Raw genomic sequence first — 20,819 nt, 5'->3', positions numbered from 1 at the left:
AGTTATTGCGGTACACTATCGATCTCCTCGAGGGCCTCAGTAGCGACATCACCTAACTCACCAGCCTCGATATGCGAGTACCGCTCACGAACCATCTCCTCAGAATTATCGAGATATCGGGCCGCCACAGTATATCCGAATGCCCGGACCAGAACCTCGCCCATGCCACGACGGCCACCGTGCGGAGCAAGATAATCGTGTTTCGGATGGTCGATGTCGATCTCCGCGGCCTCCGAGAGTCGTTGGAGAATCGACCGTGCGCCGTCCGTCGTGATCGACGGCGGCCGAATATTCTCATCGAGCGCCAGCAAGAGGTCCCGGGCGTGTGCCTCACGTCGCTCGTCGATTACTTCTGGGTGTTCCCCTCGTTCGGCTAGCTCTTCCCGGACGAGCTCTGCGAGCGTCCGTTGGTCGAACGTCGGAAACACCGGCCAGCGGTCCGTCGGCGGGTCCACCAGCTGACGGTAGCTCCGCAACGGAGAAATCACCGGATCGGGAAGACTCGCGGCGTCCCACTGCTGTTTCTTCCGGTAGACGTCCATACTCCCGTCGTCGAGGGAAAAGTCCTCCCAGCGAACGCCGCGCCGGCGTGGGTCATTCGGGTCCCGTAGGAGTTCCCCGACCCGGACACCTGTGTACGCGAGGACGAACACCAGAGCTCGGTTACGAGCCGCCTTCAGCGCCGCGTAGCGCGCTCGCTGCTTGTCGAGGGGGCCAGTATCCTCCGGGAGTGTCGTGTACGCCTCGACGGCGTCGCGAGCCTTTTCGTCGACGTGGCGGGTGAGGGCGTGGCGCTGTTCGGACGTCCAAGCCTGCTGGTCACCGGGCTTGCGGCCGTCGTCTTCCGGCAGCGGCGCCATCGCACTCGCCCGCTGCGCGTAGTGGGCCTCAAGATACCCCTCGTTGACGCACCAGCCACACCACGCAGAGATATAGCGGTAATAGGTTTGTACTGTGTTCTGCTTGAGTCCCCGATCCCCACCGAGATGCCGGGCGTACTCCCGGAACACGCGTTCGTCGAGATCGTCGAAGGTCGATTCCCGGTCGACGCCGTCGGGGACGATCCCGGTCCAGTCGTCGGCGCCGCGGTCGCCGGCGGCCCACTCGGCGAACCGCGCGAGCTCGCGTGCAGCGTTACGTCGATAGTTCCCACCGTCCCCACCGCGGCCTTTCCCCTTGTCCTGGAGGTAACGCTCGAAGCTATCTTCGAGCGGCGTCGAAAGTGCTCGATCAGGCATTCACCGGCCCTCCACCGTCCTGCGGGCCCGGTCTCGGTGCCTCTACCCCGGGGGAAGCGCCGTCGTGAGGCGGTTGCAGCATTCGTGCTTCACCGACGGCGTCGGGGTACTTCAAAGTGGTCGTGATTACTATACTAATCATAACCAACAGTGACAAGAGTCTCATATCCAATTTTCCCCATGTAGAGGAGTTCTATCCTCCGAAATACGGACTTGGCCAACGGTATAAATCATATAACGCTATACCAAAACCGCGACCGCCGTTCGAACCCAGTTCCGAGAATAATCGCAAGACCGCAAGCAGATAGGTTACTACACAATCTACATAATGTACAATATGCGCAAAATCTGAGTGGTGGAGGAAATCTACCAAATCCGATGCTAGTCGTTCGTAGCTTGCTCGCTCAGCATCTCCACAACTTCCTGTACACGTTCCTCATCGGCTTCGATACCACGCTCCCGGAGAATCTGAAGGGCGACCTCATCACCGTGGTCCGCAATCACCCGGAGACACGCATCTTGAAACTCTCTTCCCTCAAATTCGGGAACATCAAACATAGAGCACGCGGCAGTTACCGAGGACCGCATCCGGGTGACGCCATTCCACGTCTCCTCCCGGACATAGAAGCCGTGCATATCGGTCTCGTCAAAGGAGAAGGCCGGTCCACCGGTGGATTCGTCTTCATCCTCCTCATCCTGCTCAGGAGTGGACTCAGTCTCCGACTCTGTGTCCTCAGTAGTTATCTCCTCATCCGATTGTGGTTCATCCTGGGTGTCAGTACGTTCGTCGTCGTCCGAGTCTACTCCTTCCTCCGTTTGTTTGAGCTGTTCAGCGACGTCCCCGAAACGGTCGTCCTCATTAGGCATGGCTGTGTTCCTCCACGAGGTCCGCTAAGTGGTCGAAATTCGGGATCTGGTCGCAATCCTCGTCGAATTCCGAGACGGGCATTCCTTGCTTGAAGGCGCGGGAAATCGCAGTCCGTTCACGAATCCCTGGCTTCGGGATACTATCGATGGTGCGTCCCGAATCGTTGAGAGCATCGAAGATCTCCGGATCCACACGAGCGTACTCAGGGACGAACGAACCGAACTCTCGGTTGAGATTTTCGACGAGAGTCCGATGCTCGTTGTGTTGCCCCATCGTTTCGCGGATCATATTCGGAGTGACTGCGAGGATGTCTAACCCGATATTCTCCCGGATTGGAGAGATCTGGCGTTCAATCATCTTATTGAGGCCGTTGATCGAGCCAGCACGCGGAATTAGCGGGATAATGACGCGCTGGACAGCGATGAGGGCGTTATCGGAAAGTTTCCCACGGCCGCCGGCGGCATCAATTATCACGTAGTCGTATCCGTTTTGAATGAGTGGATCGACAACGTTTCGCCGAAGTTTGACGTCTGCGAACCGCTCGTCCTTCAGCCTCGTCTCGACGTTCTCGAGTTCGTTGCTTGACGGGAGGAGGTGAACGCCGAAGTCCGTCTCGATAAGCAGGTCTTCGGGGTCTTCACCATCGATAAGGGCGTCACCGAGGTTCGCATCGCGGTCGTACGCATCGTCGTACCCAAGCTGGGTCGTCATGTGCCCGTCCTTATCCAGATCCAGTAGTACCGTCTCATGGCCGCGATCAGCGAGTCGATCAGCGATGTTGAGCGCGATCGTGGATTTTCCTACGCCCCCCTTGAGCAACGAGACAGCTGCTCCGGGGAGTCCTTCAAACTCGTCAGCACTCATGGGTCAGCACCCCGCGATGGTTGAATTTTGTACATTTTGTGGACAATCTACATTGTGTAGATTTTGAAGGTTGCGCACATTTCGTTAATAATGTGAGTTTTGCCTTGCTCATACGCGGCTAATGAAGTTCGCCCACCTTAATTCTGCGTCAGACAAATTGGGCGCGCTATCTACACAATCTACATTTTGTACATTATTCTAATTGTGAGCACAATCCCAATTTGCCCTTATCTCCACCAGTCAAACGTAATCTACACGATTTGCATTATCTACATTTCGCACACAGCCATCACAATTATCGCTACACCTCAGGCGCTGATTATACACTGTACGGAGCTTACATTATCCACATTATTCACATTATGCTAATGGTGTGCGATATCGACATTGTCCAGCCATTCCGATATGAGAAACCGGGGTGGTGGACAGCCTCGGATTCCCGCCAGACCGAGGTACGATGGTCGTTCGGCTATCTACACGACCCCAGACAGGAACAGGAGGTGACCAGTGGGATAGTGACGACGACGGCCTGAGTAATCGATGGATCGGTACTCGTGGTAGTGAAGCTCCATGGTAGCCACGAGACGGATTGCAAGTTAGTTAGCGATATGAAGTACTGAAACCCAGCAGAAGCTCCGAAGGGCATTGGGAACGACACAGACAGAGAACCCTACGACAGCTTACGAATAGGCGTCGTTGAACTCCCGTTCACGGCGCATCAGCTCCTCGACACCGTGATCGAGAATACCCCGCCCCATTGCCGTCGGCCGATAGTACGTGTAAAAGCCCTGGCTGTCAGCGGTCCGTCGCTGGCGCTTGTCGACAAGCCCGACGTCGACCAGTTCGTCGAGATGGTAGTGGAAATTGTGAGATTCGACATCGACCGCGGTCTTGAGATCGGCAGCACTCAGTTCGTCGTTGGCGACGAGCGTGCGGAGGATCCGGAACCGCGTCGGGTGGCCGATCGCCTGTTGCATGGCGAGGTACTCCTCGAGTGTCAGCCCGCTATCCTCGGGAAGGGGTGGCTCCGGCTGGCGAACCTCCTCTGTTGGCTGGCGATCGGTTTCGGACATTTGGGGGTGCCTCGAGTCCTACGTTGGGACGCCACGTACTTAGTCGTTCTCGACTATAATATTCCTGAGAACACGGATATTTATATACTACCGTTCCGAATCGACGAGTCGAATGCGGCAACGGATTATCGACAATCTCCCTCGTGCCGCCGGTAATTCAGATGCGCTCGCTCCAGTCCGGCGGGAACAGTTTCTCGTCTATCTGATGGGCCCATATCGGACATTCGACGTCGACGCGCTGCTGCCGGCGGGCGCCGATGTCGAAACCGATGCTCCGTCATTTGCGACGTGGGACGAGACCAGCGGCGAGTACGCCGAAGACGAGGTCTTGCGGCTCCTGCAGGAGACGCGGGACTGCCTCCGCGACCGCGGCTTCAATGCTTTTCTCGCAATCGACGTCGGGATTCCGCTCGACGAGATGGATGCCGCCACACAGAGTATCGCCTTTGCGAAGGCGAGTAATGCAACGGTCTTCATCGCTCCACAGGTCGGCGATAATCTCGGTGTCGGGATCGAGATCGGGAGCGTCCTCGAGGATATGCTGTCAACAGCTGGAATGCAGGGGCCGGCAGCCGATGCAACGCCACCAACACGTGCGCGACGGGTCATGGTCGCGACCGAACCAGCAGTTCGGAGTGCGATGCTTGGCGCCGTCCACGCGCGCTGGGACGCCAGTGTCCGGACGTTCACCGATGCCGCGGACTGCTGTCGGCTCTGCGCACAGTTCTGTACCCACATTCAGAACGAGGAGCTCTATGGATCGCTCGACCGTCTGGACTGATCGGACTCGCGGTCAGCTCGGGAAGACCTCGTCGCCGGAGCTGCTGCGAGAGTCACCCGAGAACGATACTCAGTTACTGCACCTCGGAACCTGTTCGAAAGCTCGTGAGTTCGTCGATCCGGTCTTCCAGGTCCTCGATCTCGCTGCGAAGGACATCTGCCTCCTCGCTTTCAGTGGCCGCGAGTCGGTCCTTTAATCCCTGCAATCGCGTCTCTTTCACGTCCTCGTTGACGTCGGCTTTCCTGACGTACGCCCGCTCGTCGATATCGTAGACGTCCTGCTCGTGGAGGTCAGTCACGTCAAGCGCGTCATCGACCTTGTCCGGGTCGACGCCGAGGACACGATCCCGATCGATGCCGGCGTCCTCCAACGCAGCGAGCACCTCTGTGTCGTCCTTCAATGACTTCGACCGGCGCGAAGTTCGTTGGACGGAGCCATACTGAGCATGAACTGGCTGGTCGTGATGGACTCGATCAAGGAGGGTATCGGCGATGTCTTTCCGAAGGTCGTTCGCGCCACGTTGCACGTCCGAGAGTAGCGTGTAAAGGTCGATGAGTGTCTCCGTATCCAGCGTGTCCATGCTGGTCGGATCGTGGCGTTCTAATTCATCGATCAACAGGAGTGCATCAGCATAGACGCCGACATCCGGCTCAGTTCTATCGTCAGTCTCGGTCGGGCCCTCACCAATCACCTGGGTGGCAGTCGAGGCGTCCGTTTCAACGAGGATCCCAGCGTCCTCGTCAATCTCGAATTGCGGATGAAGCGTTAGCACGGCAGCATAGGGTTCGGCATCCGGCGGAAGGCGGTCAAGCTCAAAGCCGCCGCCCGCATCCTGGACTCGGCGATAGAGCGTTTCGAACTGGTCGCGCTGGAGCGGCTGAGATTCATCCGAGTCCAGAATTTCGATGATGACGCGGTATTCCTGTGTGTCGGTAATACGAAACTGGGTGTGAGAAAGCGGTGTGATGAGAGTGGCCTCCGGAGAACGCTCCTCGGCCGCTTCGAGGAGCGTGTGCCAGTTCTCACTGAACGACATATCTATACTCTCGCTGCTGAGAGCTTAAAATCCCCAGTTCGTCCAGATTGCAGGGAGGACAGAGCTGTCGACAGAAGCTCGTCATACTGGCGTACATCCCTATAGCGATCCACTCTCTCCGAACAACTCATCAATACAGTCGGTTCGCATACCCGCATCGTCAGCGAAGCGGACGAGCTGTCGCCGAAGCCACGCGCATACTTGTACGAACGGGTAGTAAGATCGGCTATGACGGATGAGAATGAGCCGGTCCAGCATTACACGGTGGATGAGCCGGTGAATCTCCCGGCAGCACTCGAGGCAGCCGCAATCGAGTATCTCGACGTCGACGACCAGCGGACGATCGTGATCTATCAGCAGGCGATTCTGATGGTTATCGCCAGTAAGGGACAGGCAACGGAAGCGTGGGAATTTACAGTCGAACTCTGGGAAGAGCCACCGGACGGCCTTCCTCGCGACCCGGATGATCTCATCACAGCATTCCTCGATGAACTACTGGCGACTACCGATGCAGTCCGTACTGGGTTCGAAGGACAACAGGATTCCGAAGACCATGACTGAGACAGCCACCACAGATCGCTTCGTCATTGAGGTGAGCCGTGTCGGGACCGTCGATCACATCGTCGGACTGGAAGCCGAGCCAGCAAGCGGGCCGTCGTATTCATCTCGACGGGAGTTACCGGGCGAGAAGCTGTGTAATCGAAGCACGCGCTCACCCGCAAGCGAGCACAACTGTTCCAGTCTCGCACCGTCTCCGATAGCGCGGAGATTTGCTTCGAGGGCAGTGTTTGGCATCTATTGGTTCATCTGGGAAGTCCATGCTTACAAAACTAGCCAGCTACTGTGGCTGCTTTGTTGACTTCTCTCGGTTATTGAGGAATTGATCACACCACGTCGGAAGGGAATCCATCGGTCCATTTTCAGCCACTGTCCCATCGCCTACAATCCGGGTAAACACGCCGTCCCGCCCCCACGCACACACGACTGGCTCTTGGTCTTGATCGGGTCGAGTTACGATTCGCTGTTGGAGTCGCGACGGATCCTCACTCACATCCTGCAGTACTGTGAGGAGCTGCACCAGAAGTGGATGACCTGGCGCAAGATGCTGAACGGATGGGAACTCGTCAGCACACACAGCCGAGAATGTCACCGCCACTTCATCAGCACCAGTCGCAATAGCCTGTGCAATCGTCTGTTCCCCATTCCCGGCTGGGACCTCGATCGGTGCGTCACCTACTGAGAGGCGATATGTACTGTCCGCAAAGTCGAAGTCCCCGTCATCGTACTCGAAGTCAATCTCGTGAACCGGGGTGAATTCAATACCGGCCTCGGCAAGCGCATCGTTATCGACCAACACTGACTGAAGACTCGGTGTCTCGAACGGGGGTTGATACTCGTACTCCTCCTCGCCGACGTCGACGAGATCCGGGTGACTGTAGGACTGCCACGCATCAAGTTTTGCTTCGTCGACGACGTCCTGAGCGACGAGGTCGTCGACGTCCTCGAGTGACTCTCCGACATCGACGCGGTCGCCCTGGTCGCGTTCTTCGAGTTCTTCAGAGAACTCACGGTCAGCTGATTCGACCGCAGACTGGTCGTCAGCGCTGTCCGCGTTCAAGGTCGCATCCCGAATCTGTTGGCTGACGCCGGAGAGTATGGGTTGCATCTCACCGACGACGTTTTCGAAGAGGCCAATCCGGTCGTCAAGGCGATCATAGATGTCCGTCTCAACCGTATCCTCGTAGCTGTAATTGAGAATGCGAATCTCGTCGAATCGTTGGCCGATGCGGTCAATCCGACCGATACGCTGTTCAACCCTCATCGGATTCCACGGTAGGTCGTAGTTGATGAGTGCCCCACACTCCTGGAGGTTTAGCCCCTCACTCGCGGAGTCGGTACAGACGAGGATATCAACTTGCCCATCATCACGTGAGAATTCACGCTTCACGCGCTCTTTCCCGACGTGCTCCCACGTTTCAGAATCGGGGTCGTACAGCTCGCCGCCACGACCGGAGTACGTCGCGATTGTCGCTCCAAGAAGGTCCGCCAGACTGTCCCGAATGAAGTCCATTGTGTCCGCGTACTGCGTGAAGACAATCACCCGGTTGTGGCCAGCACGGTCCAGCTCGTCGAGGTCGTCGTACAGCTGCTGAATCTTCGGGTCAGTATCAACCAAGTCTAAGTCGTTGACAAACGCTTCCAGGGCCTCGATTTCTTCCTCGATAAGCTGTTTCCCCTCTTCAGTCACGCTCGGGATGAGTTCAGAGAGGTCCAAGTCGTCGCTACTAGCGTCGAGTTCATCCAGAACGTCTCCGTCGTCGAGATCAGCGTTTTGTAGCGTTTCGAGGACGACCTGCTCCGCATCACCATAGTCCCGATCACGGGCGCGCTCCCGTCCGGCAAGCACGGTTCGTTGCGCCCGGAGTGTCTCAAGCCGGTGTTTCAGACTCTGACTGATCGCATAGACACTCGACGTGAGTCGCTGCCGGTACGTGGTCATCACGAACCCGATGGCGCGTGTTTGGGCTTCGTCAGTCTGTTGGGCTCGCTTGTAGAACTCACGTGTGTACTCGTCGATCTGGTCGTAGACCGCCCGTGTCTCCTCGGTGAGTTCAATTTTCCGTTGTTCGGGATTTCGGTTCGGAACGGTCGTATCGAGGAGACCGACCGCCTCGTACTTCCGGAGTGTATCCCGTGTATTCCGGTGAATGAGCGCGTCGACGGGCGTGGACTCTGCGAGAACATCGCGGATGACTCGCCAACCGCCCGGGGAAAGTTCGTCAAGTGCGTCCTGTCGGTCGCTACGGGACGCCATCAACCACTCGTCGGCGTCTTCAGGATAGAGGAGCCGTTTGAGTTTCGTATCCTCGCTCGCCTCGAAGCGGTCGATGTCATAATCTGCCATCGCGTCGTCGACATGGTCGAGATAGCCGTCGTAGGCGTCTCCATAGGCTCGTGCGAGCCGGCACGCAGTCAGCACGCGCTCTTTGGCAATGGCACGGTCCTGTCTGTCCTCATTGATCTCGAGTTCGTCTGCAAGCTGCTGGAAGACTTTTGAGGAGAATGGTCGGTCCATCGGGAGCCGATCTTGGTGTTCCAGTCCATCGAGTGTGGCTTGCGTGTCCCAGGAAGCCTCCGCTTCGTCGGACTCTGAACTTGGGTCGAGAACCTCGTTGAGGGCCTGCGACAGCCCGTCTCGAGTTTCGAAGAACTCCATGAAGGTATCCCGGTTATCCCAACCACCCGGAAGATCCAGCAACTGCATCAGGTCGTAGAGTTCGCCAGAGTGCAATTGCATCGGGGTAGCCGTCAAGAGGTAGTAGGCGTGCGTATAATCGCGAAGCTGTTCGAGAAGAGCGTAGAAATTACTGCCACGTCGGGCGTTGTGCGCCTCGTCGACGATGACGGCGTCCCACACGCCCATCCGGTCTTCCGTATCGTGGTCGCGCCCGCGACAGCTTGCCGGGATGACGTCCCGAGACCGGTCGGAAACCCGGTCTAAGGGAGCGACCTGATTCCACCGGTCGTCGAGACGAGCCGTGTGCCAGGACATAATGACGACCGTCGGTCCATCCAGCGGCGACGATGCGTCGGTATCAGTCGACTGCTGTTCGTAGAGGAACCGCCAGATGGGGCTGTCCGCCCATTCGCGCTCTCCAGTGAGGTCAAGGTCCGTTGCCGATGGGGGATAGTGGTCGCGACCGCGGACGTCCCGGAATACGTGATCGCCCGCTGTGTCCCGGTCGAATCGGACGGCGTTGATGTTGAACTTCTCCCAGAGCTCTTCCTGCCACTGCCGCTTCAGACTCGCCGGAACCAGCAACAGTCCGGTTTCAAGCTCGCCGGTGAGTCCAAGCCGGGAGAGTGTAAGACCGGCCTCGATCGTCTTCCCGAGCCCCACCTCGTCACACAGCAAGAAGCTCTGTGGATACGTATTGACGAGTGTGTCCGAGACGACTCGTTGATGAGGCCACGGCGTAATCGTGCTCGCTTCCTCGGCCAGTGCGAGCCCACCGGGCGATAGCGGGCCATCGTGAATGATGTTCGCTTTGTCGCGCTCCGTTGGGGGAGCTGTACCGTTCGCGATCTGAATCGCTTCCTGGAGATCGCTCTCGGTGTCTGGGGCTTTCCAGTCGATGATGTCCTCTTCGATCGCCTCGGGGAGGTCATACACTTCGACAAAGGGGTGTTCATTACTCCACAGTCGCTCGAAGGTCTCCTCGTCGCCGGCGACGTAGTCCGCCTGTTCAGGAACCCACGAACGGTGGACTTTGAACCGCTCGTAGTTGCGAGCCCAGCCGCCGACCGTCTCGTTGACACTGCCCTCGAACGAAATCGTGTTTCCGTCGCTATCGTGGAAGAGTCCAACTTTCGGATGGAAGATCTCCCAGTCGTGAGAGGGAGAGCGTGGATAGGCGACCTTGATGTGGATCCGGCCCTCGCGGAGGAGACGCGCGAGAATACGGAGATTTGCATCCAGGCGTTCGTCATCGAGGTCCTCGAGGTTTTCCTCGAGGCGGTCGGTGAGCGTCTCTAGAACCGGACGATCTGACTCGTAGAGTTCGGTGCCAACGATGAGACGCATTTCACCATCGTTCTCGACGAGGGCGTGAATGCCGTTGGCAGCAGCCGCGAGTGCCGTACTGGAGAAGTAGCCCGCAATCCGGTCGTATTGCTGGCTGCGTTCCAGTGCGGGCTCGTAGAAGTCCTTGACTAAGTGGGCTCGCCCCTGCTCGGGCTTGCTCTCGTAGATCGACTGCCACTCGCGGTCACGTAGATTAGTCATACTGGAGAGGTTTCGAGTTAGGCGTGGTCACCGAGTTCGCTCTGTTCTAGGGTGTTTTCCGAGGGGTCAGTAAAATCGGTGGGGGTGAATTCCAGACCAAGCGCATCGTGGGTCCGGCCTAAGGCGAGGTCGCGAGCAGCTTCCCATTCAGAGTGATCCTGGGGGAGTACCTGCAAGAGTGCTTTTAAAGTGGCTTTGAACGGAGCATCCGTATCGAAATTCCGTTCCTTGAGCCAATCAATTGCAACGTCTTCACCTTGCTTCTCGTAAACATGCATCGCCGCGTGAACCGCATCTAGCGCAATTGTGAATGAGATAGCATCTGGATCGACTGGTTTCCGGCTAGACCGGTCCTCTTTTGGGAGAGTTATATCCTGAACTCTATCGTCGTAACCGCGCAATTTGATGTCTCCTCGGCGCTTTCGCCAGAGTTTGGTTGATCGCTTGATATCGTCGATATCAACCCCAATCCCGAGTCCTAATTGGTGCCCCTCGTCGTAGTTGAATGTATCTGACTCGTGAACAAGCCACGAGAGGACATACCACTCTGTAATGTCGTCCAATTCACCAAGACCTTCCCCCTCTAGATACTCATCGACAAGAATCTGTGTCACCGCTTCACGCGCTTCCTCTAATGCACGCCGCGGTGGTACTGGTTCATCTTGATCATCAACAACAGGATAGGCATCAGCGTACACTTTTAGAGTTGGCCCGAATGCAGAAATGATAACATCAGTCTTCGTGAGAGAGAGGCCTGAATCAAGAAGGTCTCGTGCAGCGTCTTTCGCGGCTAACCTTGTGTCGGCGCGCACATCGGTCCAAAGAGTCGGTACATCGCTATCAAGTGGGGATGAGCCCTGGGTAGTCTTCCGTCCAGTAAGCAACAGAGTACTATCAGCCGATCCGCTATCCTGAGTGTCGATTCTAGCCGGCATTTCACTAGAAATCGGGTGTGTTGATGTTATTGTGAACCCGGAGTTGATTAAGGATTTAGTGAGGGTGTCCCAAGCATCTGTTTCTTTATGAGTGAACATCACGGTCATTACTCCACCAGGCTCGAGAACACGGTATAGTTCTGAGAATATCTCACTCATTTTCTGCTCATATTCATTATTTGCCAGTTCTCGCTTAGAATCAGAGCCGCCCGCAATACCTTCAAATCGGCTGGGATTCGCAACCGCTTCGTCATCCTTGTTTGTGAGATCTGACTGGAACTGGTCAGGATAGACGTCGTCCAAATATTCCTTCATCCAGACGTAGAACATATCCGATAATTCAGCGTACATGATACTGCTATAATAGGGAGGATCTATCACAACTGCCTCGATCTCGTTATCCGGATAAGGTAGATTCGCAGCATCCCCCGTAGATAGTTCCGCGGGAGAAGCGTCATCGGGAAGATAAGATACTAGTTCTTCATAAGATTCAATTATTTTCCTGATGGCAGATTGATAGCTCCCCATACCACCGACTGACATATTGATATCTGCAAACGATTTAGCAAGGGACAGGTGTTTGCCCCCCATTGCGTTTGAGGGATATCCTTTCCCAGTATGCCACGGTGAAAAGCGGGAATTATAGTCAACGAGTTTACCCGGGACTAAGGAGAGAACAGTCAGAAGCGCCTCTGCTTCATCTTCCGGATGCTCTTCTTGAATTTCGTCTTTCCTATCTTCAAACGCCCTATAATACTCGTAGTGAGAAACCAGCTGGCGTGGAGTGAACATATCTCTCCATTCATGAATCCCATGTTCCCGTGGTTCTCGAGTCTTTTCGCCATCTGGGAGAGGAGTAGTCAAGAAGGATGCAAGATCAAAATCAGACTCAATACGTTCTTCAGCGCTCTCTAAAGCTTGATAATCAGCTTCATTAGGTGCTCGGAAGCTGTAGTTACCAGAGGAGTCCATATAACGGACACAGAATATGTCATAACTGAACTCCCCGTCTTGATGCATATCTACGATATCCTCTGATTCAGTGACTATCCCACAATTTAGACACTCAGCATCACCACCTCGAGAAACTGTCCCCTGTTTATGATCAAATCCGTCTAGTTCCTCCTCCGTCGGTTCAATGATGCAATCGTACTCAATCGAGCCATCTTCATCCACTTCAGGAACAGAGATAACCGTATCTGCACTCCTTCGGGTACGAATGGACCACTTCGAAACTAACGGTATGTCTGTCCCACAATCGGGACAAGTAACGACATGAGCGCAGACATAGGAATCAACGGAGTCGTGCTCTCCTTCCGAGGGGAAATACTGTTCCAGTCTCTCCTCCGCGAGATTATCAATACGCTGACTCCACCGCTCTAAATCGTCCTTTAATGACCCAACGCTTGGTGCGTAATTCAACAATACCTGTAATATTACCGATGGAACGGGGTTTAGCTCGTTAGCTTTAGTCGGCAAACCGTATCTGATCGCCTCGTATGGAATTACACCTCCACCCGCACAAGGGTCTAAGACGGTTGGAAGTTCACCATCCCACGTCTCTTCCAGTATTTCATGGATTTCATCTCTCTCTTTTTTATTCGGAGATTGTGTAAATGGACGTGGATAACCGTAATGGTCGCCCAGAGAACCGCTTCTATCGCCCTCACTAGCTTTCTTTTGTTCAACGTACTCCGAGATATCCCCTTCAATTCCTTCTTTGGGGCCAATTTGAATCCAGCTAAGTATTTGATCGGAATCAACATCTTCTGGGAGGATTGAGGCCAAAGTCGCTAACCTAGCCGCAGGTGTAGGGCGGCGGGCAAACCAAGGGTGAAGGTAGCGATGGGGAGGCATATGTTTGGGATTTGCCTCCTTCAGGTTCTCTATCCCTACGGCTTTCAGCGGGAGTTTCCCCTCTATTGCAAGATTCTGTCCTTCAATAGCATCCGGGTTAGACTCGTTCTCGTTCATTGTTCTATTTGATGTGGTCCGTCAGCAACACTCGAAGGGCCTTTTCGCCGTTCGGACTCGACGGAGACCGACACTTTGCATACCAGTAGTAACACTCCTCATCGCTCATCCGTGCAACGCCTCGAGCCAGCGACCGCATCCGGTCGATACGCTGGATCGGCTTCACGCCACGGAACGCAACAGCAAGCCGGACGCCTGCCGTTTCGGGTAGGAACACGAACCCAGCCCCCCCAGTGAGAACTTCTGATGAATCTCCTGGCGTGCCTTCGATCGCTTCCCGGACGACGTCCTGGAGCGCACGGACGCGGGTCGGGTCAAGCCGAGCGACCTTTGCGCCGGCCCACTCATCCCACGTCCAGCCGTCGAGCTTGGAAAGGAGGTCGTCGCCAGCGATGTCCGACACGAGATCCTCAACTGGTGTGATACTCAGCGAACGACCATCCCGCTCCAAGCGATCACGGCGGGCTTCAGCCTGTTCGCGAGGGAGTAGTTCGTGGAGCGTCCACTCTCCGCCACCGTCTGTCTCTCGTCGGACGAGCGTGAACGTCGGGCGGCCACCGAACATACTCGTCCCGTAGCGGACCAGCCGATCCTCCTCTGTCCCCTCGGCGGGTGAGGTCTCAAATTCCGAACCGCGACTCGCCATCAGACCGTCACCTCCGAGCTCGCCCGAATCGGGCCACGCCCTTCGACTCGGACGTCGATGTTGCCTGAATCGAGGTCATTATCGAGGGCAGCGAGGAGGTCGTCGCCCTCGTTTGTGATCGGTTCGGGCTCGTCAAACTGGAAGCGGAACTGGATGGTCTCTCGATCATCGCCGAACGAGCCGGGCTGGTCAATCACGTCCCGGAATCGGCTCGGTGACCCCGTGAATTCCGCGCTGTACGTCCCGTCGTCAGTCCGGGTTTCGTACTGCATTCGGACCGTCACCGCGTCCTCACGGGCTTTGAATCCGGGACGCTGGCTGACGAACTTGGCCGCCTGGAAGGGATCCTCTCCACCGACTTGGATTGTCACTTCTTCGATCAGCGGCGTCCGGTCAGTCCCGGCCTTCGATTCCGCATCGCGACGAACCTCTGAGAAGGCCCGCGAAGCGGACATCATCTTCTTGCTCGCCTCCCAGGATTCCTCGGGTTGGCACTCCTGGCAACGACCGCGTTCATCCAGCAGCTGCTCGCTATCGACCTCTTTGCCGCAGGAACGACAGGTCGTATCGGACTGGTGTTCCTCACAGTAGTAGGGTTCGCTGCCTTCTGGGTTTTCAACCTCCGCCCCACACTCAGCACAAGTGGCAACCGTCTGTTCTGGCCGGTCGATTTCGTCGAGGTGGTCGTCGACGAGCGCGTCGATCTCTCGGTAAACGACGAAGGCGCCCCCGATCTGGACATCGCTGTCCCGAATCGAGGTCTCGACATCGGGGGATTCCGCGAACGGTTCCGGGTGTGGCCACGTCGACGGCTCTGTCGTCCCGGCCCAGTACGCCGTCCCAGACTCGCCATCCCAGTATGCGTATCCGTGGTCACTAACGAGAGAAGAGACAGTCTCTCGAATCGGTTTCGTGCTGAAGAGGTAGTCCAGACCCGGCTTCTTCGCGTATTGGTTGACTAGCGCTTCGGTGGACATAGCGTCCTGGGTCTGCTGCCAGAGTTTCTGTTGGACGTGAGCGGACCCACGAGCGCCGGCGTCGCGTTTCACGATCTTATCCTCGAGCGTTGTCTGGACAGCGTCGACCAGTGTCGTCCCGCCGTTGGATTCGGTTGCACCGATGGTGATGTGGGTGAGCCCGTCCCGGTCCGGGTAGTAGAGGTGCCGGTAGACGTTCCGAACGAGCTCTCCGAGCATCAGCTGTGCCTCGTCGCTCCGTTCTCGAAGCTCCTCGATTTGTTCCGAGGAGAGGTCGGCTTTCTGTTCAGGGCTATCAAGCAGGGCCTCTATAGCCTCGAGACGCCGAGCCTCGTCGATCGCTGCATCCATTCGGTCGTTGTCAGGAGCGAGGAACAGAGCGTAGTTCTTGTAGATACGCGTCTCTGTCTCCCCGTCGTGTTTTGCGGCTTGCTGCTCGTAGAGCTGTGTCACACGGTTCGGTGGCGTATCGCCGCCGTCTTCGACAGCCGCACTGTCTGGATGCATCACCGCGAGCTTCGGCGTATCCGGGGTATCCGGTAAATCCGCCGGCGATTCAGGGAACTCCACCGGCTGGAAGCCACCATCCCCGATTTCCTTCGAGGTGAGACGGTTCTCGAAACGCGAATGAGCGCTCGCTTCGGGGGTAGACTCGATCCGCTGGTCGATAATTCGGATCAGGTTTGGTTCTTGCTTGAACCGGAGGCGCTCTTCCTCGTAGAGGAAGTAACAGGCGACGTCCATATCGTCGCCCCGGAGTGCGGATAGTGCGGCATCGTAGTCGTCGAAGTTCAGATCGGGATGGCCGATGGCAAGGTTCAAATCCGCGTGTGTCAGGCCAGCTGCCTGCTCACCATACGCGAGACTGTGCCAGAGAACCGTCGTTGTCAGATGGGTACCGAGCGGTGGGATGCCGTTTTCGGTCCACTTGCGGTCCTCAAGCTGGGCGTGCGCGGTACCATCGTCGTCGTAGATGTCGGCGGTCACTGCGGGACCGAGATCGACGAAGTCGAATAGGCGCTCACGAAGGATCGTCTGAATCCCACCGCCAGGATCGTCATCAGCGACTGTGAGGTCGTAGATCCGAATCCAGTGGCGGTCGTAACTGTCGGGCTGGTGATTCCAGAGGTAGTAGACGGCTCGAGCAAGTAAGCGGAGGGCATCACGCGTGCGCTGGAATCGAGGGATCGTATCGATCTTGTCCGTGAGAGCGTCGATTAAGGAGGGATGGAAGGGGTATTCGCGAGCGAGGACATCCACGTAGCCAGCGTCGGTGGCTTCCTGTGGATACTGCCGGTCTTCCTGGTCATAGAATTGGAAGTATGAGTCGGCGGCTTCGTGCGCGGCGTTTTCTGGAACTTCCGAGAAGAGTCGGTGCTGAAGGACTTGTCCGATCTCGTTTTCGTCGGTCGGCGTGACCGTCTTGTGCTGCCGCCGGCCAATCTCATTGACCTCCTCGATATGGTCACGGACGCCATCACGAACCCGGTCAGCCTGCTCACCAAAGGCCGTATCCGCGATAGAGTAGACGACCGTGACGTGCTCCGATTCGGCAGCCGCTTCGAGGAGCGCCATCACGAACGAAAGCGTCTGATCGGCGAGCGTCTTGTCGCCGACAGGCGTGCCCGCGGCTTTGTTCATGTAGTCGGCGATTTCGTCGATCAGAATGAGGGCCGGCTGGTCGTGCTGAGCGAAGAGTTTCGAGAGGGTCCCCTCACCGGGGGCGTCCCGGTCTTGGTCGTAGTCCTTGAGGTACTCGTAGCCATCGAGCCCATAGAGCTGGTACGCGAGTTCACCCCACATCGTCCGGGTATTCGGAGCATCCGGATCGTCGTCGGCATGGCGGGCATCCTTGCTATCAGCCTTCGTTCCGATGAAGACCCCCGTCGCAATATCGAGGCCCTCTGCCACCGCATCTTGATAGTCGGCCGCAAGCTCCTCGTCGCCGTCCAGCAGGTAGTGCGAGAGGTCGTCAATATCTACGGGGTTCTCAGCAAGATGGTAGGAGGCGATGAGGTCGTGCGTTTTCCCACCACCGAACCGTGTGTCGAGACAGAGAATGCTCGAAGTATACGATCCGGGGTCGTACTTTGTCGTCGCCAAGAAACGCCCCGTGAGATTGGAGAGCAGCGTGCGGAGACCCTCCGTGGGATAGGTCATATCGTAGAACGAGTCGGGATCTCGATAGACTGGTGCTGCCTTCTCAGGGTTGTGGACGACAGTCGAGAGTTTCGCAGCGAACTGTTCCTCCTGGAGCGAGCCGTCTAAGACATCGTCTCTTGGCTGGCAGCTCTCAAAGAGAGAGGGGTACTCACTACTCATCGATTTTCTCCGTTTGTGAGGAATCAGCTTCTGGTTTCGAGACGATTACGAATTCACACTCCGTGCTGTTCTCGATGATCGCCTTGGCGATCCCCTTCGACTCGGCGACATCGACCTTGATAGCGTCCCCAACTTCCGCATCGAATTGGGCGAGTTCTGGTCCCGACAGATTCACCCGGCCTGATTGGCCGGTGTTCTGTCCAATTGTCTTCTGAGTCATCTAGATACTCACATCACCTGACGGGAATGTTATAACCTTTACTTAGTCTAAGCTTCCAATTGAGTATGTACTATCTATTCTATATCCCACTCCTTACCATCTCCCAAATACTTGCCAGCATTTCGACAACGATTTTGATCTCTTCGAGCGTCGCGAGGTCATCGGAGATCTCCTCAAAAAGTGACACCCGCTTGCTCGCGACTGCATCGCCGGCGATCGTGTTGATTGCCTCAATGCGGAGCCGACGCTTCTCCCGCCAGCCACAGTTCCAGCAATCTCGTACGACTTCGAGACGGCCGTCTTAAGCCACATTAAGGATCGCGTCAGTCAACGACGTTGACGGCGGCCAATCTGGCCCGAGTTCAAGAGTGACCGACCCTCACACGTGGGGGGACTCCATATCCCAGTCAACACCCGTCTTCGTCATCAGCATCGGGACCTGAGGGTCAGCATCACAGATGTCATCTCAAGACCGACCATCACGAACAAACCATACAGATTCATTATGTTCACCAGAATCTCGATGACGTGAACTCTTGGACGGTCGCCACTATCGATTTGTTGTGTGAGCGGCCACCACGATCTGTAGACCCACCCCTATCGACTTGTTCCTGTCACCGATGGAGCTGAGTCATCGATAACACCCTCACCCCTATCGACTTGTTCGAGCAACAGCCTACTGGTTGAGCTGCGCGTTCACAACGGTGCGGAGTTCGTCCCCGTGGACGTCGTCTAGCCGCGAATCTTCTCGGAGCGTCTCGATGATGGTCTCCGGGTTCTCACCAAACGTGAACTCGAGGTAGCTGCCTGAGTGTGGCCCCTGACTCTTCCGTTCTGTCTCGACCAACGAATACGTCGTGAGTTCTTTCATCTTATTCACGTACGTCTCCTGGTGGTACTGATCCGAATCCAGGGTACCTGTCAAGTACTGATACACCCGGTATCCAATCGGGCTCTTTGCTGCACCAGTTCCGGCCTCACGGGCCACAGCTGCAGTCGCGAACAGACAGAGCTTCTTCTGCGTACTAATCCCACGTGTCACCTCCAACACGCGGTTCTTCTCAACCTTATCTTGAGCCTCTCGAACGTGCTCCTCACGGACTTCGTCTGCACCTGTTTTTTCTGCAATCGACCCCGCTGTTCGCATCAGATCGATCGCCTTCCGTGCATCCCCATTGGTTTGGGCAGCGAATGCTGCTGCAAGCGGGATGACGTCGTCGCTGAGTGCATCCTCGTGGAAAGCATCTTCCCGAGCCCGGAGAATTTCCCGGAGCTGGTTGGCGTCGTAGTCACTAAAGTGAACGTCCTCGGGGGTAAAGGAACTGAGAGCGCGACTTCCCACACTCTCCATCATCTTTGTGTCGTTCGTGATGGCGGTAACAGAAACTTGGGCGGTGATCTCATCGGTGCTTCCAGCACGAGAGAGCTGATAGAGAAGGCGGGAGAAGGCTGGTTCGTCCTTGTCGCGACGACCGACGAGCATGTCGAGTTCATCGAGAATGAATACGACTGTATCGTAGTGGTCGTTGATCAGACGGTAGAGTTCGCGCCATTTTTTCTTGTTTGGAACCCCGTGTTCCGGAACGTCGACAGTCGTTCCGATGTCGTTCGATACCTTTCGCGCCAGTTCGTAGACGGCTGCACCGAGGGTGCCCACGTTCTGGCAGTTCATCTGGATGACACCGAACCGGATGTCACGACTTTCACAGAGTTCGACGATGTTCTGGCAGACGGCGTTGATGATGAGCGATTTCCCGGTCCCGGAGGGGCCATAGAGGAGAAGGTTCGGTGGCCGCTCGTTACTTATCGCGACACGGAGGTGCTGAGTGATATCGGTGAGTTGGGTGTCACGACCGACGATACGTTCTTCGTCGACGATCTCGTTCGGTTCGAGGAGTGACCGGTTCTTGATGAGACTCGCGGCTTCTTCCTGCTCGAGAATGAGATCTTTGATAGAACCCGTGGACTCGGAGGTTTCCTCGGGACCAGGATCCGTGGGCATACCGAGACCCACTCTATCAGGATACTAAAAGATTCCCCTGTCGATTTCTTTTCTACCGGTATGACGTTCAGAACGAGGATATCGGAGGGTTACACCGTTGTCCTCTGCGACCCCCGACGATTTGTTAGGACCCCTTCGTCTCGACCGATCCAGGAGAACTCCCGAACACCCTCTCACCCCTATCGATTTGTTCTAACCAATACGGTGGGTGGGGTGAGAGAATTCTCGAACGGGCTAACGCTCCATCTACGTCACGATTAGCACGGGATCGAGAGCTGCTTTCATCTTCTCTTTCTCTTCTTTCTACTTCTAGCTACTAGCTAGCTAGTAGAACACACGTCTATCGATTTGTTCTAACTGCTCTTATTCGCTCTATTCTCCTCCTGATAGAGTATTTAAACAAGGGTCGAGAAACCAAGGGACGAAGACCAGGATCGGGCTGCTTGTACACTGTGGTGAGAGGTGTCTTGTTGTTCCTTCTGTTTCTTCGGCTAACTACTCTACACTCTCCCCTATCGATTTGTTCAATCCCCTCTCTGCACACCGATTATAACAAGAATCGAGCTAATAAAGATGGATTTAGCCGAAGGATATTATTCTGATGAACCATATCCACCTCGGTTCCCCCGTGATTGACTCCCCCTCCCCACCCTTTCTCGTTAGAACAAATCGATAGGGGTGGGTGTGTGGTCCTGGCGACACGGTCGCGGTGAATCAACCCGGCTACGTGTAGGAGCGGTCCTATGCTCAATCTTGATCAGAGATGGAAACCCCTCACTAGGGCGGAGAAGGAACTTCTCTCCACTGGTTCAATACCGATCTCCTGTGGGTGACTCCTCGCTAAACAAATCGATAGAGGTGACCCTCTGCATGCAGGTGGTTTTGTTGAACAAGTCGATAGGGGTGCGTCTCTTCGATGTCGAAATCAGAGTGCAATTTTTCAGTTCCTGTATTCGGATTTCCGACCGAATCGACAAGACTGAGGACATCAAACGATACGGGACCGATGCGAGTCCGCTCCACGACTTGAGCGCTGACAGCTTTCGTCTTTCATTTTGTAGACGGGGATACTTTTGAACAACTGGCCCTCCAACTCA

Annotated in this window: 13 protein-coding genes; 2 read left to right on the top strand and 11 right to left on the bottom strand. The window is 56.1% G+C overall.

What is annotated here, in order from left to right; translation table 11 throughout:
• Positions 1-2: 2 nt before the first annotated feature.
• From AXA68_RS15395 to AXA68_RS15380, 4 genes are all read right to left on the bottom strand, one after another.
• The gene (locus AXA68_RS15395) at positions 3-1,238 is read right to left on the bottom strand and encodes a phage integrase SAM-like domain-containing protein (RefSeq protein ID WP_066419106.1); all 1,236 of its coding nucleotides are present in this window, start codon (positions 1,236-1,238) and stop codon (positions 3-5) included.
• Positions 1,239-1,619: 381 nt separating this feature from the next.
• A complete protein-coding gene (locus tag AXA68_RS15390) occupies positions 1,620-2,105 on the bottom strand; it encodes a hypothetical protein (RefSeq protein ID WP_066419103.1) in 486 nt (161 codons plus the stop codon).
• Positions 2,098-2,970, bottom strand: coding sequence for a ParA family protein (locus tag AXA68_RS15385; protein ID WP_066419102.1), 873 nt, complete (start codon positions 2,968-2,970; stop codon positions 2,098-2,100). Before AXA68_RS15385 ends, AXA68_RS15390 begins: the two co-directional genes overlap by 8 nt.
• Before the next feature lie 680 nt (positions 2,971-3,650).
• Positions 3,651-4,043 (bottom strand): winged helix-turn-helix domain-containing protein, encoded by a 393-nt coding sequence (locus tag AXA68_RS15380; RefSeq protein WP_066419098.1) that lies wholly within the window; start codon positions 4,041-4,043, stop codon positions 3,651-3,653.
• A 112-nt stretch (positions 4,044-4,155) separates the two neighbouring features.
• On the opposite strand from AXA68_RS15380, the gene AXA68_RS15375 reads away from it, so the two are divergent.
• Positions 4,156-4,824: a DUF7509 family protein gene (locus tag AXA68_RS15375; RefSeq protein ID WP_066419095.1), complete on the top strand. Its 669-nt coding sequence runs from the start codon at positions 4,156-4,158 to the stop codon at positions 4,822-4,824.
• Positions 4,825-4,897: 73 nt separating this feature from the next.
• Here the strand turns inward: AXA68_RS15375 and AXA68_RS15370 are convergent, their stop codons facing one another.
• Positions 4,898-5,860: a hypothetical protein gene (locus AXA68_RS15370; RefSeq protein WP_066419092.1), complete on the bottom strand. Its 963-nt coding sequence runs from the start codon at positions 5,858-5,860 to the stop codon at positions 4,898-4,900.
• 228 nt (positions 5,861-6,088) lie between these two features.
• On the opposite strand from AXA68_RS15370, the gene AXA68_RS15365 reads away from it, so the two are divergent.
• Positions 6,089-6,421 carry a hypothetical protein gene (locus tag AXA68_RS15365; protein ID WP_066419090.1) on the top strand — a complete coding sequence of 111 codons (333 nt, stop codon included), beginning with the start codon at positions 6,089-6,091 and terminating at the stop codon, positions 6,419-6,421.
• A gap of 277 nt (positions 6,422-6,698) precedes the next feature.
• Here the strand turns inward: AXA68_RS15365 and AXA68_RS15360 are convergent, their stop codons facing one another.
• From AXA68_RS15360 to AXA68_RS15335, 6 genes are all read right to left on the bottom strand, one after another.
• Entirely contained in the window at positions 6,699-10,646 is a 3,948-nt protein-coding gene (locus tag AXA68_RS15360; RefSeq protein WP_066419087.1) for a helicase-related protein, read from the bottom strand.
• A gap of 17 nt (positions 10,647-10,663) precedes the next feature.
• Complete coding sequence (locus AXA68_RS16275; RefSeq protein ID WP_080505360.1) at positions 10,664-13,555, bottom strand: DUF1156 domain-containing protein; 2,892 nt, start codon at positions 13,553-13,555, stop codon at positions 10,664-10,666.
• Positions 13,556-13,559: 4 nt separating this feature from the next.
• Positions 13,560-14,201 (bottom strand): DUF7680 family protein, encoded by a 642-nt coding sequence (locus tag AXA68_RS15350; RefSeq protein ID WP_066419074.1) that lies wholly within the window; start codon positions 14,199-14,201, stop codon positions 13,560-13,562.
• Positions 14,201-17,500, bottom strand: coding sequence for an ATP-binding protein (locus AXA68_RS15345; RefSeq protein ID WP_232745144.1), 3,300 nt, complete (start codon positions 17,498-17,500; stop codon positions 14,201-14,203). The genes AXA68_RS15350 and AXA68_RS15345 overlap by 1 nt, the downstream gene beginning before the upstream one ends.
• Positions 17,493-17,720: a hypothetical protein gene (locus AXA68_RS15340; RefSeq protein WP_066419072.1), complete on the bottom strand. Its 228-nt coding sequence runs from the start codon at positions 17,718-17,720 to the stop codon at positions 17,493-17,495. The genes AXA68_RS15345 and AXA68_RS15340 overlap by 8 nt, the downstream gene beginning before the upstream one ends.
• A gap of 676 nt (positions 17,721-18,396) precedes the next feature.
• A complete protein-coding gene (locus AXA68_RS15335) occupies positions 18,397-19,722 on the bottom strand; it encodes an orc1/cdc6 family replication initiation protein (protein WP_066419070.1) in 1,326 nt (441 codons plus the stop codon).
• Positions 19,723-20,819 lie beyond the last annotated feature (1,097 nt).

Origin of the sequence: Halorubrum aethiopicum (assembly GCF_001542905.1) — an archaeon.
GTDB classification, from domain to species: Archaea; Halobacteriota; Halobacteria; order Halobacteriales; family Haloferacaceae; genus Halorubrum; species Halorubrum aethiopicum.
The sequence above is the reverse complement of the archived record's forward strand: the minus strand, read 5'-3'. Positions and strand labels throughout refer to the sequence as shown.

What these genes read in the sequence shown, in the direction of transcription:
- AXA68_RS15395 (WP_066419106.1), bottom strand. Translation starts at nt 1,238, where the DNA reads ATGCCTGATCGAGCACTTTCGACGCCGCTCGAAGATAGCTTCGAGCGT.
- AXA68_RS15390 (WP_066419103.1), bottom strand. Translation starts at nt 2,105, where the DNA reads ATGCCTAATGAGGACGACCGTTTCGGGGACGTCGCTGAACAGCTCAAA.
- AXA68_RS15360 (WP_066419087.1), bottom strand. Translation starts at nt 10,646, where the DNA reads ATGACTAATCTACGTGACCGCGAGTGGCAGTCGATCTACGAGAGCAAG.
- AXA68_RS15370 (WP_066419092.1), bottom strand. Translation starts at nt 5,860, where the DNA reads ATGTCGTTCAGTGAGAACTGGCACACGCTCCTCGAAGCGGCCGAGGAG.
- AXA68_RS15345 (WP_232745144.1), bottom strand. Translation starts at nt 17,500, where the DNA reads ATGAGTAGTGAGTACCCCTCTCTCTTTGAGAGCTGCCAGCCAAGAGAC.
- AXA68_RS15335 (WP_066419070.1), bottom strand. Translation starts at nt 19,722, where the DNA reads ATGCCCACGGATCCTGGTCCCGAGGAAACCTCCGAGTCCACGGGTTCT.
- AXA68_RS15375 (WP_066419095.1), top strand. Translation starts at nt 4,156, where the DNA reads ATGCGGCAACGGATTATCGACAATCTCCCTCGTGCCGCCGGTAATTCA.
- AXA68_RS15340 (WP_066419072.1), bottom strand. Translation starts at nt 17,720, where the DNA reads ATGACTCAGAAGACAATTGGACAGAACACCGGCCAATCAGGCCGGGTG.
- AXA68_RS16275 (WP_080505360.1), bottom strand. Translation starts at nt 13,555, where the DNA reads ATGAACGAGAACGAGTCTAACCCGGATGCTATTGAAGGACAGAATCTT.
- AXA68_RS15385 (WP_066419102.1), bottom strand. Translation starts at nt 2,970, where the DNA reads ATGAGTGCTGACGAGTTTGAAGGACTCCCCGGAGCAGCTGTCTCGTTG.
- AXA68_RS15350 (WP_066419074.1), bottom strand. Translation starts at nt 14,201, where the DNA reads ATGGCGAGTCGCGGTTCGGAATTTGAGACCTCACCCGCCGAGGGGACA.
- AXA68_RS15365 (WP_066419090.1), top strand. Translation starts at nt 6,089, where the DNA reads ATGACGGATGAGAATGAGCCGGTCCAGCATTACACGGTGGATGAGCCG.
- AXA68_RS15380 (WP_066419098.1), bottom strand. Translation starts at nt 4,043, where the DNA reads ATGTCCGAAACCGATCGCCAGCCAACAGAGGAGGTTCGCCAGCCGGAG.